Here is a 12,560-nt window from a genome sequence, read left to right on the forward strand (position 1 = left end):
GCGACGGGCGCCCAGGGCCCCCAGGGTGAGACCGGTGCGACTGGCGCCCAGGGTCCGCAGGGTGAGACGGGTGCGACGGGCGCCCAGGGCCCCCAGGGTGAGACGGGTGCGACGGGGGCGCAGGGTCCCGCCGGCGTTCAGGGGCCGGCCGGTCCCACAGGCCCGTGCGTCGACGTGTCCACCTCCTGGGACGAGAACGACGTCAAGTACAAGGGCGTGCTGCTCCCCAACGGAACGGCGCTGGCGGGCGTCTACGACTTCAACGCGGACAACCCGGATGACCCCGCCTACACCTGGTACAACCTCTCCGCCAGCTCCACCGGGTACCCGCCCAACCCCTGTGGCATCACCATCGCGGAGACCGGCAACGACGTCATCGTCGAGGTGGTCACGACGACCGGGGAGATCTTCGAGACCAGATGCCCTGTGGAGCGAGGCGAGCCGGACCTGCTCGTCTGTCCCGCTGTCCGGGTGTGGACCCCGGCCGTGCCGCAGCCGCCGGGATCCACCCCGCCCCCGCCCCTCACCAAGAGTGGTAAGAGCCACTGACTTCGTCGGGGTGCCCTGACATACGTGCCGTGCCCGGAACCCGGGCACCGGCAGGCTTCACTCAGGGCAGAAGGCCAGGGCCTTCCCTCCGTGCCCCGGGTCCCTAGGGTGAGGGGAGTGAGCACTCATGCGCCGAACGAGTCCCGCGTCATCTCCCTGCGCCCGCAGGCCCCGGCGCCCGGCTCCGGCGGGTCGGCCGGCGCCCCGCGGCGACCCGTGGGGGGTCCACAGCCACGCGCGCCGAGGGAGCCCCTGTGGCGTGACCTTGTCGGCGCCGTGCTGCGGCGTGAGAGGCTCGCCCAGGAGCGCACGCTGAAGGACGTCTCGGAGGCGGCCCGGATCTCGATGCCGTACCTGTCGGAGGTGGAGCGCGGACGGAAGGAGGCATCCTCCGAGGTGCTCGCGGCCGCCGCCCAGGCCCTCGGGCTCGGCCTCGCCGACGTGCTCCTGCTCGTCGGTGACGAGCTGGCCCGGCACGCCCGGAGCCGGGGGGTGCGGGGCCGTACCTCCCCCACGTCGCCCACGGCGCAGTACGACGGCTTCTGCCTCGCCGCCTGACCGGACGGGGCGACGGCCGGTACGACGGGGCGCGCCCGCCCGACCGGCCGGCGCGCCCGGCCCTCGGCCACGGCCGCGCGGGCTCAGACGAACGCGAACCGTCGGCTCAGCACCTCGTCGGCGAGCCCGTAGGCCACGGCCTCCTCGGCGGTGAACACCTTCTCCCGGTCCATGTCCGCGCGCAGCGTCGCCACGTCGTGGTGCGTGTGCCGGGACAGGACCTCCTCCACCTGCGAGCGGATGCGGACCATTTCCTTGGCCGCGAGACTGAGGTCGGAGACCGTCCCCTGCCGGCCGCCGCTGGCCGGCTGGCCGAGCAGCACTCGCGCGTGCCGGAGCACGAACCGTCGCCCGGGATCTCCTCCCGCCAGCAGCACCGCCGCCGTGGACGCCGCCTGACCGACGCAGAAGGTGGAGATCGGCGCCTGCACGAACGTCATCGTGTCGTAGATCGCCATCAGGGAAGTGAACGATCCGCCGGGTGAGTTGAGATAGATCGAAATCTCCTGCTCCGGGCTTGCCGACTCCAGGTGCAGGAGCTGCGCGATGACCGCGTTGGCGACCCCGTCGTCGATCTCGGTGCCGAGGAAGATGATCCGCTCGTTGAGCAGCCGGCTGAAGACGTCGTAGGACCGCTCGCCTTGCGTGGTCCGCTCGATCACATAGGGAACCGTGTACGACCCCATGTCACAGCCCCGTCCGTCGGCGCGGCGTGGCCGGGCGGATGTCGGCGAGCGACTCCACCACCCGGTCCACCATCCCGTACTCCTTGGCCTGTTCGGCCGTGAACCAGCGGTCCCGGTCGCCGTCCCGGGCGATCGTCTCCTCGCTCTGCCCGGTGTGCTGGGCGGTGATCCGCTCGACGGCCTTCTTGGTGAACTCCAAGTTCTCGGCCTGGATCTCGATGTCCGCGGCGGTCCCGCCGATGCCCGCCGAGGGCTGGTGCATCATGATCCGCGCGTTCGGCAGCGCGAACCGCTTGCCGGGCGTTCCCACGGTGAGCAGAAACTGGCCCATGCTGGCGGCGAAGCCCATCGCCAGCGTCGAGACGTCGTTCGGGATGAGCCGCATCGTGTCGTAGACGGCGAGACCCGCGGTGACCGACCCGCCCGGGCTGTTGACGTACAGGCTGATGTCGGAGCGCGGGTCCTGCGCAGACAGCAGCAGCAGCTGCGCGCACACCCGGTTGGCCGACACCTCGTCGACCTGGGTGCCGAGGAAGACGATCCGCTGGTCGAGCAGCCTGGCCGCGAGGTGGTCGTCGAAGTGGCCGGGCGGTGTGTCGCCCTCTTCCGCGCGGGGCGCGAGCATGGTGAGGGGAGTCATCTCTTCTCCTTGTCGGGGCGGATGCCGTTGACTCCACTCTTGCCCCCGGGACCCTCCCGAACGTCGTTCCTCTGCCCCCGGCAGATCCGCCAGGGGCGGACACGACGTCACGGCACTGGTAGTCGAACCTGATCAGTTCCTTACCCACGCTGGAGTCGAACGGTCTGCTCCACGTCTTCAGCTCCGGATCAACGGCTGGCAGGGGAGCGCGGCCCGGCGCTTCCCCCTCCGCGATCCGTCGCCGAACCCGGTCCACGGCGTCGTGGCGTCCTTCACGCGCGGCTTGAATGTCACTGGCGTCGGGTCACAACGCCCCCGTGAGTCTGGAAGGGTTGGCCCCGGCGCACATCCTGCGCCCGAACGCGTACCACGTACCACCTCCGTCGACCGGGAGACAAGCATGACCATCAAGGACATCGGGCCCGAACCTCAGAGTTTCGACCTTGAGCAGGCGACGCTGAAGAACGCCAACTACCGGTCCGTCGCCTGGTCCGGGAAGTACCTCCAGCTGACCCTCATGTCGATCCCGGTGGGCGAGGACATCGGCCTGGAGGCACACCCGGAGACCGACCAGTTCCTCCGGCTCGACGCGGGCCGCGGCCGCGTTCAGATGGGCAGCGCGAAGGACCGCCTCGACTTCGACCAGGAGGTCGAGGACGGCTGGGCGGTCTTCGTACCCGCCGGCACGTGGCACAACGTCACCAACACCGGCGACGAGCCCATGCAGCTCTACGCGGTCTACGCCCCGGTTCACCACGCCGCGGACAAGATCCACGCAACCTTCGCCGACGCGGAACGCGACGAGGACTCGGGCAACGACGAACCCCCGGCCTGGTCGGTCCAGCCCACCCACCACCCTGCGGACAAGCACGCCTGACCACCAGCGGGGGCTCTCCCCAGGCGATCGACGCCCCGTATCACGGCACGGCCGACAAGGTGTCCGGAGACCGTGCGGAGTACTGGGGCGTCATCGCCACCAACAGCGGTCAGGTGCGCGTGGACACCGTCGGCGTCGCCGAGCGCGACGACCGGGGCTGGGGGTGAGAGGAGCCCTGACGGGCGCCCGCTGGGCCTTCTCTCCCGCCGCGGCCTCATACGCGCCGGCGCGGGAGCCTCACTCGCCGCCCTCGGGCTCGGCGTCGGCGCGCAGACGGCGTCGGCCGACGTGCCCGGGACCCAGCGGTTCGACCTCGCTGAGCCGTCGTACGACCTGTTCCGGTCCAAGAACACGCACGGTCCCCGGGTCCAGCAGAGCTTCGCTTTCGACTGGGTGAACAAGTACCTCTTCGTCGCGACCAAGCGGGACGACAGCCCCGAGTCCGCCGGCGACCTGTGCATCAACAAGATGGACTTCGACGGAAACTACCTGTCGTACATGCACCTCAACGGGTTCGGCCACGGCGTCGCCTTCGCCGCTCTGCCGAGCGGTTCCGGTACGGAGCTGTGGATCGAGTGCGACGCGAACGACAACGGGTACGGCACCGCCCTCGCGCCCATCCGTTACACCGCCGACACCACCCTGAGTTCGCCGGCGGCCGCGGCGGCCTACCGGCCGATCTCCGGAGCCACCGAATACACGTGCTCCGTCGACCCGGTCCACCGGCGCATGATCGTGCGTTACCACACCAGCGCCGGCAAGCGCATCGCCGTGTATCCCCTCTCGGCCTTCGAGACGCGCGGCTTCGGCTCGCCGCTGGTCGACTTCAAGCAGCCGTCCATCCCCGGTACCGCGCAGGGCTACGCCCTCTACGGCTCGTACATGTACTACCTGACGGGTAACGCCTACCCGGGCGACGGCACCCCCACCGGCGACGGCAACTCCTACATCACCAGCATCGACATCAACACCGGCACGGTGAAGCAGGGCCCTGTCCTCACCAAGGCCGGCTCCACCCTCCACTTCCGCGAGCCCGAGGGCCTGGCGGTCTACCGTACGGACGCCGGCGAGGCCCGTCTCTTCGTAGGCTTCGCCACCGGCGTCGAAGGCGACCGGCGCTCCAGCATCTTCTACAAGAAGGCGCTGATCTGACTCCTGGCCTCCTGTCCTCCCGTCCGCCCGGCGGCCCGCGCCGGGCGGACGTCCAGCAGTACCCGCCCGGGCCACGACGTCGTCGAATGGCGCCGGGCCGTGCCCTGCCCGCGCCGCGGCTGAGCCGGACCACCCGGAAACCCCTGCCTGGACGACAGAGGGGTTCGCGGACGCCGCGCACGGGACAGAATCCCCGCATGCCCTCGACGCCCTTCGTGAAGCCCGTCCTGACGGCCGCCTTGGCGCTCCTCGCCCTGGCCTCCCCGGCAACCCTTGCCACCGCTGTTCCCACCGCCACCGGAGCGTCCGGTACGCCGCGCCCCTGCGCCGGTGCCCGCACCTGCTACGTCGACGTGACGGTGGCCCAGGTCTGGGTAGCCCCCGCGCAGGTCCGGCCCGTGGACGCACCGGCTACGGCCAACCCCGCCGACGTCCGCGGCTGGCTGGCGGCCATGACCCTGGACGAGCGGCGCGGTGTCGCCGGAGAGACGCAGGCGCTGCACGGTGCCCGGGTGACCATCGACCGGACCGAGGTGCGCGACGGCGTGCTCTGGGACCACGTCTGGGTACACGGCCAGCCCACCCCCCGTGACGAGGCCGGCCTCGGGGCCTACCCCGGCTGGATCCCCGACCGCCAGCTGACGGCCGATCACCGCAAGCCGCCCCGGGGCACGCACGAGGAACGCGTGGCCCGCCCCACGGCCCGCGGCTACACGTCCCCCGAGGCCGCCCTCCAGGGCGCCGCATCGACGGGGAGCTCCGGCGAGTACTCGTACAACACTTCCTTCCCGGTGGCTCCCGGTCCGCTGCCCGGCGTCGTCACGGCCCACTCGCCCAGCCGCGGCAAGCTGTTCTTCCGCTCCGGCGATCTCGCGCGCGTTCCGGCGGCCGGGCGGCCGAGCGGCGAGGACGTGGTCGCCGAGGCCCGCAAGTTCATGGGCCTGCCCTACCTGTGGTCGGGAACCTCCGGATTCGGCTACGACTGCTCCGGCCTGACCGGCCAGGTCTACTCCGCCCTCGGCGTGACGATCCCGCGTGACGCGGAGCCCCAGTTCGACGCGGGCGGGGGGCAGGCGCCCGCCGGCTCCGCCGCCGGCGTCCGGATCACCGGCACGGACGACCTCCGGCCGGGTGACATCGTCGCCTTCCGCCCCGCCACCGGCACCGAGGTCACGCACGTCGGCATCTACACGGGAACGAGGAACGGTGAGCCGATGATGATCAACGCACCGCGGACGGGCGAGGTGGTCAGGGAGGAGCCCATCGGCTCCACCGGCCGGGTCTACGTGGGCGCGACCCGCTTCCTGCCCCGCACCGACGGCACCCCCAAGCCCTGACCAACCCGGTCCTTGCCGACACTTGACCTCGACCATCCTTGAGGTTCTACGGTCGTGGGCATGACGCATCAGACGCAGCACGAGACCGTTTCCGTCACCCCTGAGCGCTACCGCACGGCGGTCGTCCCGCACATCATGGTCGCCGACGCCACCGAAGCACTCTCCTTCTACGCACAGGCCTTCGGGGCGGTCGAGGACTTCCGCCTCGCCGCCCCCGGCGGCGGTGTCCTGCACGCCGAGATCCGGATCGGCGGTGCGGTCCTGATGCTCGGCGACACCGCTGAGGGCCCCTTCGCTCCCCCCGCCGCGCTGGGCGGGACCTCGGCAGCCCTGCACGTGTACGTCCCGGACGTGGACGCCCTCGTACGGACGGCCGTGGCGGCCGGGGCGGAACTGCTCCAGGAACCGGCGGACCAGTTCCACGGGGACCGTACGGCCATCCTCCGCGACCCCTTCGGACACCTGTGGGTGTTCCTCACCCACCTGGAAGACATCTCCGGGGAGGAACTGGAGGCTCGGCTGGGCGAGCACCGAACCAGCCGACTCTCCTGACCGACAGGATGACCTCCTGGTCGGGGTACGGCTTGCTCGCCTCCTCTCGTCGAAATGACGGGATCCGTCAGACCGGCAGGTGGAAGACGTCGTCCTGGATGTTCGAGATCTGCGTGTTTCGCTTGATCACGTCCGACATCTTCGTGCTCCTGATCGCGGCGACCTCGGCGGGCGTGAAGGCCGGGTCGTTCTCGAACCAGAGACGGTCCCCGGCCCGGGTACGGGTGAGCTGATCAGCGATGACCGCCGTGAGCAGCGGACCGAACGCCGTGCCGGGGATGTGCGGTTCGGCCAGCCCGCCGATCAGCGGGTCGACCCGGCAGACGTCGCCGTACGCCGCACTCAGCTTCGCCTGCACCGAGGGGTCCGGCGTGAGCTCGGCAAACGTGCGGCGCGGTGGCAGCCCGTACGCCTCGCGGCAGCGGTTGTAGTCCGGGATGCCGTGGTCGCGGGCGCGCTGGATGTCCACGGCCACCAGGTCCAGCGGCGGCGCACCGGGCAGCCGGATGCTGCGCATCGCCTCGATCACCGAGACGTCGACCTCCTGCATGATCTGGGACGCGAAGCCCTTGAACACGGGGCCGATGCCGTACTGGTTGACGATCCCGATGTTGAGGAGCGCCTGGCCGTGCGGCACGGTCTGCAGGACCATGCCGTCGTCGTCCACGATCAGCAGGTCGGGGGAGAGCATCGAGTGGCCGAAACGGAAGCCGAACGTGGCGAACTCGGCGCTCATGGTCGGGTCCACGCGCGGGTCGTAGCCGCCGTACGCGGGGATCGCGTTCGGGCCGAGGATCGCCGGGACGAACTCCTGGAAGGTGATCGACCCGATCAGCGCCCCGACCCACTTGCGGGCGTGCTGGTAGACCTGCTCGGCGCTCGCCGTGGGGCGCTCTGCGGCGATCTGCGCGGCCAGGCGGTTGTGCTCGCGGACGAACAGCGTGTGGATGCTCATCAGGCCGTACCCGGTGTTGGCCCGTTCGTCCCCGGCCAGGAAGAAGCCGGCGGCCGGCCCGACCGTCTGGTTGAACAGCCCGGCCGTGTTCAGCGGCAGAGCCGGCCCGTCGACGCCGTCGCCGGTCTTCAGCGCGCCGGTGTAGACGGCCACCGGGCCGACGTTCTTGACGGCGCGCAGAGCGGCGGCCCGGGCCTCGTCGGGGCCGTACACCTGGCTGCCGTCGAAGTAGGAGTTGGAGCTGTCGAGCTGCTGTCGCGGATTGCGCCGTCCGGTACCGGTGGACGGGTCGTACGCCGAACGGGTGAGCGGGATCTGGCTGCCCGGCGGGAACGCGGGGTCGTCGGCGGGCACGGGGATGCCGAACGCCTCCAGCGGATCCGCGGCCGCGATGAGGTTGGAGTCGTGGTTGAGGAACTGGCCCCACATCCAGGTCAGGTCCGTCAGGCGCTGTGCGTTGGGGGTGTCGGTCTCCTGCCGGCAGACGATGTTGCTGACCACCCGGGCGCTCGGCCGGTCGGCGCCGGCCGGGGCGCTGACCCCGTCCTCGTACCCGGCGGGGGCGCGCCGCAGGAAGGCCGAGCCGGCGGCCCCGCGCGCGGGGTGCTGGAGGTTGTTCCCGTACCCGCTGACGGACCGGTACACCGGCGGCTTGGGCGCCGCTGCCGGGCCGCCGTCGGCCCGGACCGCGATGCCCTCGACCTCGACGGCGGCGCGGCGACCGCCCTTGGGGTGGGGTGCTTCCATCAGGGACCTCCGAAGAGCGCCGGGGCGTGTGCGTGCGTACGTGGGGACCGGCCGGAACCCGTCTGAACGGCAGCCACTACGAAGCTACGGCGGTCCGCGCCGCGCGGCGAACGGTGGGCGGTGGGCGGAAGACGGCCAAGGGCGCAGGTGGCCGTCGGCGCTGACGTCGGTGCCGAAGGCGCGCAGCGCACCCGAACGGAACACGATGCTCGCGGGCCATCGGGCGAGGTGGACACCCGTCGCGAGCGGAACGATCCGTCCTCACCGAAGCTCGGCAGATCGGCCCGTGGGGCCGATTCGGCTGATCCGATCCGACAGGGCCTCATGGGAGCGGCATTCGGCCCAGTGCGCGGTCAATTCGGTCCGGTTGGCGTAGCCGAGCTTGGTGAGGATGCTGCGGACGTGGCTCTCCACCGTGCGTTCGGAGATGAACAGGTCGCCGGCGATCTGACGGTTCGTGCGCGCCTGGACGACGAGTTCGGCGATTTCCCGTTCGCGCGGCGTGAGCGGCCCGGCAACGTCGCGCCGGCCGGCGATCTCACCGATGAGGCGTGCGGCAGCGGAGGAGGGGCCGGGCAGGTCCAGCCGGTCGGCGATGGCCAAGGCCTCCCTGGCATGGGCGTCCGCATCGGGGAGGGCACCGTTGTCGCGTTCCACGGCTGCGAGGTCCAGACAGGTCAGTGCCACGTACGGGCTCGCCCCGAGGGACCGGTTGCGGACCAGCGCTTCGTGCAGCAGTTGCTCGGCCTGTGCGGGGCGGCCGGCGGTGAGGGCGAGGCGGCCGAGGTCGCGGCTGACCGTGCCGGAGAAGTAGGCCGTGGGTGTGCCGAGGGCCCCGGGATACGGCCTGAACGGCGCGAACTGGTCGTACACCACCTGTGCGGCGTCGGCGTCACCGGCCAGCTCGACCAGGTCGACCAGGTTGAGCAGCACGGCGGGCCAGGTCGGGTTCGCCGTCGGCACCGGAATCAGCGCACGCAGCCGGGCGTAGGCGTCCCGCGCCTCCTCCGGTCGTCCGGCGGCGAACAGCGCCCGTGCCCGCATGGACTGGATCAGGGGGTTCGCAGGAGCACGGTCGAGGTCACGCCACATCTCCTCGGACAGTTCAGCGGCGTCGCCGCGGAGCAGGGCCAGCTGTAGCCGCAGGACATGAGCCATCATGATCGCGTACTGGTCCCCGCCGGCCCGGGCGATCGCGGTGGCGTCCTCGTTGGCGCGGCGGGCGTCGGTGAACCGTCCTTCCTGCGCTGCCCGGGCCGCGCCGACGCGCAGCAGGTGCCAGCGGGCCAGGGGCAGCGGCGACCGGTCCGCGATCGCCTCGATGCCGCGGACCGCCTCTTCCACCAGGTCGAGCCGACCGAGCAGGTAGCCGGCTTGAACGCGCCATTGGTGGCCCAGCACCTCGGCCAGCGGGTCCCCGAGCCGCTGCGCCCTGGACACGGCCAGCTCGCCCAGGCGCAGTCGCTCGTCGGTGTCGTCCGGATGGGTCAGGACCATCTGTGACGCCCGGGCGGCGTCGAGTTCGGCACGTGCGTCACCGGTGGCCCCGGCCAGTTCGAGGGCGGCGTGCGCCTGTTCGGCCGCCGCTTCCAGCGAACCGAGGTCGGCGGAGACGGTCGCGAGCTGCGCGAGAACCCGGGCGCGGAGAGGGCCCTGCAGTTCCTCGGCCGTCAGGGCCGCCTCGCACAGCCGGGTGATGGCCCGCGAGGCATCGGGGTACGTGACTCCCCGCACGACCAGGGCGGCCTCGGCGAGCAGTGCGGGCCGGCCGTCGGCCTGCGCCGCGTCGGAGGCCTCGTCGCAGTGCCGCAGGGCGGCGGGGTAGTCCCCGACCAGGTACTCGGCGCGGGCAAGGTCGATCAGCGCCGACGCCCGCTCGGGGTCCGCCGGGTCGAGGGCGGAGGCGGCGTCGGCCAGGTGACGGGCGGAGTCCGCGTAGGCGTGCCGCTGCCGGGCCAGATCCGCCGCCTTCCGGGACCAGTGTGCCGCGGCGGCGCGGTGCGCGGGCTCCCGGCCGGCCTGCCTCCAGTGTGCGGCGATACGGGCCGCGTCGCCGGGGTGTCCGGCCTGCTCCAGCACCTGCGCCGCGGCCCGGTGCAGAACACGGCGGTCGGCCGGTCCGGTCCGGCCGGCCACCTCCTCGCGGACCAGGTCGTGGCCGAAGCGGTGGGCGTGCCCGGCGCCGGTGCTTCTTCCGGAGGTGAGGAGCCCGCCGTGCCAGGCCGCTTCCAGCGCCTGCGGGACCGCGGCGGCGCCGAGCCGCGGCAGGACCGCGGCGAGCAGATCCGCGTCCAGCGGGTCGCCGAGGACGGCCGCCGCCCGTACCACGTCCTTCTGCTCTGGGGTGAGACCGGCCAGCAGGCCGCTGACGACGGTACCGAGGCCGCCTCCGTGGAAGCGGAGTGCGTTCACGAGGAGCGGCAGCCCGCCTGTCCGCCGGTGGCACCGCGCCGCGTCCGCCTCCCCGACGCACTGGGCGACCTCCGCCAGGGTGAACGGCGCCAGGCGCAGCGTCTCGGCACCGTAACGGCCCACTTCCGCCAGAGCCCCGGCGGGTTCCTCGGGGGCCGGCTCCCGGAACGTGCCGACCACGAGCAGCCCGTGCCCGGTGATCTGACCGGTCAGCCGGCGCAACAGATCGAGGCTGGCCGTGTCGGCCCAGTGCAAGTCCTCCAGCAGGACGACGAGTGGCCGCTCGGCGGCAGCCGCGGCCACTGACCTGCTCAAGCGGTCCAGCTCCAGGAAGCGCGCCGCCGCCGCATCGGCCGGTGCTGTCGCCGCCCGCTGCTGCGGCTGTGCCACACCCCCGACCCCGGCCGGCCCGGAGTGCCGTGGTGCGGGAATCCGGAGGGAAACTCCTGCCCAGCGCAACGCGTGCTGCCATGGCCACAGGGGTGGTGCCACCGAATCCCGGGGGCAGTGGCCCCGCACGACGGTGACACGCTCGCCGTCGGCGTGACGGCGCAGCGCCTCGGCCGCGAGCATGCTCTTGCCGACGCCCGCCGGCCCCGCGAGCAGCACCACGGATCCGGAGCCCCGTACGGCCGCCTCGATCCGCGCCGCGAGGACCGCCAACTCGGATGTCCTGCCGATGAGTTCGCCTCCCACCCCGGCAGTATCCCGCAGATGGGCGGGGTGGGCGGCGGGGGAGGGGCTGCGTACCCCGTTTCAGTGGCAGTACTGATGCCCCGGGTGACCCGCGCACGCCACCGTTGGCGACGCACCGGACGCACACGTCCTGCGACGCCCAGGGAGAGAACATGATGCGAGCACGCCGGAACGCCGTCGTCGGGGCCGTGGTGGCCGCCATCGCACTGACGGGCGCGTCATGCACGCCGCCGGCCCCCGGGTCGGACCACAGCGCCGGGAGCGGGCTGCCCGGTGCGGGATCCCCCGACCCGACGCCCTCGGCCGGGTCGGGCCGGAGCGGGAGTACCGCCAGTACCGTCAAGCCGGCCTGCCCCACCCCCGGACCCCTCACCCGCTCCCAGCTCCCCGCCTTCCCCTCGGCGGACGGGGTCGGCAGGATCAGCCAGAACCCCTGCCTGCCCCTCGCCGGGCTGGCCGACCGGATCCTCGGCTTCGTCCCGAAGAACGGCAACCCCGAGTACACGAAGTTCCGCAGCGGGGTCGGCCAGTTCGTCGGGAAGCTGGACGCTGCGAACGACCTCGCGCAGTGCGCCTACCAGACCGACCGCCTGGCCGTCGGCGTATACCAGCACACCGCCACGCCCTGGTCGATCGGCATGGTGGCGGTGGTCCGCAAGGACCTCAAGGGGATCGTCGACATCGCGGCGTGCTGGCTGCCCAAGCGGCTGCCGTTCCCGTCGCGGACGCAGGGCATCGCACCTCACGGGATCGAGCCGGACTACTGCGCCGACGCCGTGACCCGGAAGAGCGGTGGCCACACCTTCACGATCATGTGGATCGCCTCCTCCGACGCCATGTGCGCCGGCCTCGACCACATCTACAAGAATGCTTCGTGATAGGCGTTCAGCGACATCGGAGCCGGCCGCTTGAGCGAGGCCACGGAACGTCGGACCCCCATGCAGCGCCGACTCCCGGTCAGCGGCCGCGAGCGAGCCGTTGCCGGGCGTGGCGGCCGGGGTGGCCGGGGTGGCCGGGGCGGCCGGGGTGGCCGGGGCTGCGCCTGGGGGTAGATGCTCGGCGACCCCACGAAGGTCAGGATCTCCGGCCTGGTCGACAAGGTCCACGCGTTCGTCGGCCGGGAACTGAAGCGCGACGCCAACGAAGCCGAGCAGCAGCGCAGGCAGTTCCGGGACAAGGCCGCCAGGGAAACCCGGGCGACAGCCCTCGGCTTCGGCGACGAGGCGTACTGGAGCGCCCCCGACGTGACGTCGTCGGTGTCCACACTGAGGACGGCGGCGCTCTCACGTCTCCGCACCTTCCACACGTCCACGGAGCTCGGGACGGAGACGCGGAGGCCCCGCACGGACCCGGGAGGCCGGGGTTCACGTGCGGGGCCGAGCTCACGGGGTGGGGGCCG

General features: G+C 72.1%; 11 protein-coding genes. 7 read left to right on the plus strand and 4 right to left on the minus strand.

Going from position 1 to position 12,560, the window contains the following annotated elements; translation table 11 throughout:
- Positions 1 to 174 precede the first annotated feature (174 nt).
- Positions 175 to 549, plus strand: a complete 375-nt coding sequence (locus AC069X_RS04405) for a hypothetical protein (protein WP_478724941.1) — start codon at positions 175 to 177, stop codon at positions 547 to 549.
- Positions 550 to 666: 117 nt separating this feature from the next.
- Positions 667 to 1,107 carry a helix-turn-helix domain-containing protein gene (locus tag AC069X_RS04410; RefSeq protein WP_478724943.1) on the plus strand — a complete coding sequence of 147 codons (441 nt, stop codon included), beginning with the start codon at positions 667 to 669 and terminating at the stop codon, positions 1,105 to 1,107.
- Positions 1,108 to 1,190: 83 nt separating this feature from the next.
- On the opposite strand, the gene AC069X_RS04415 is transcribed toward AC069X_RS04410, so the two are convergent.
- Complete coding sequence (locus AC069X_RS04415; RefSeq protein WP_478724945.1) at positions 1,191 to 1,793, minus strand: ClpP family protease; 603 nt, start codon at positions 1,791 to 1,793, stop codon at positions 1,191 to 1,193.
- A 1-nt stretch (position 1,794) separates the two neighbouring features.
- Positions 1,795 to 2,433 carry an ATP-dependent Clp protease proteolytic subunit gene (locus AC069X_RS04420; protein WP_478724947.1) on the minus strand — a complete coding sequence of 213 codons (639 nt, stop codon included), beginning with the start codon at positions 2,431 to 2,433 and terminating at the stop codon, positions 1,795 to 1,797.
- A gap of 400 nt (positions 2,434 to 2,833) precedes the next feature.
- Here AC069X_RS04420 and AC069X_RS04425 point away from each other — a divergent pair, with 400 nt between their 5' ends.
- From AC069X_RS04425 to AC069X_RS04440, 4 genes are all read left to right on the plus strand, one after another.
- On the plus strand, positions 2,834 to 3,310 hold the full coding sequence (locus AC069X_RS04425; protein WP_478724949.1) for a cupin domain-containing protein: 477 nt from the start codon (positions 2,834 to 2,836) through the stop codon (positions 3,308 to 3,310).
- A gap of 288 nt (positions 3,311 to 3,598) precedes the next feature.
- A complete protein-coding gene (locus AC069X_RS04430; RefSeq protein WP_478724951.1) occupies positions 3,599 to 4,462 on the plus strand; it encodes a phage baseplate protein in 864 nt (287 codons plus the stop codon).
- A gap of 197 nt (positions 4,463 to 4,659) precedes the next feature.
- Positions 4,660 to 5,799 (plus strand): C40 family peptidase, encoded by a 1,140-nt coding sequence (locus tag AC069X_RS04435; RefSeq protein WP_478724953.1) that lies wholly within the window; start codon positions 4,660 to 4,662, stop codon positions 5,797 to 5,799.
- Positions 5,800 to 5,859: 60 nt separating this feature from the next.
- Positions 5,860 to 6,351 carry a VOC family protein gene (locus AC069X_RS04440; RefSeq protein WP_478724955.1) on the plus strand — a complete coding sequence of 164 codons (492 nt, stop codon included), beginning with the start codon at positions 5,860 to 5,862 and terminating at the stop codon, positions 6,349 to 6,351.
- A gap of 67 nt (positions 6,352 to 6,418) precedes the next feature.
- Here AC069X_RS04440 and AC069X_RS04445 read toward each other — a convergent pair whose 3' ends face one another.
- Positions 6,419 to 8,053, minus strand: coding sequence for a peroxidase family protein (locus tag AC069X_RS04445; RefSeq protein WP_478724957.1), 1,635 nt, complete (start codon positions 8,051 to 8,053; stop codon positions 6,419 to 6,421).
- A 261-nt stretch (positions 8,054 to 8,314) separates the two neighbouring features.
- Complete coding sequence (locus tag AC069X_RS04450; RefSeq protein WP_478724959.1) at positions 8,315 to 11,161, minus strand: helix-turn-helix transcriptional regulator; 2,847 nt, start codon at positions 11,159 to 11,161, stop codon at positions 8,315 to 8,317.
- A 152-nt stretch (positions 11,162 to 11,313) separates the two neighbouring features.
- Between AC069X_RS04450 and AC069X_RS04455 the strand changes: the two genes are divergently transcribed.
- Positions 11,314 to 12,039, plus strand: a complete 726-nt coding sequence (locus tag AC069X_RS04455) for a hypothetical protein (RefSeq protein ID WP_478724961.1) — start codon at positions 11,314 to 11,316, stop codon at positions 12,037 to 12,039.
- Positions 12,040 to 12,560: the final 521 nt, after the last annotated feature.

The sequence above is a fragment of the Streptomyces sp. NPDC043896 genome (genome assembly GCF_056435605.1).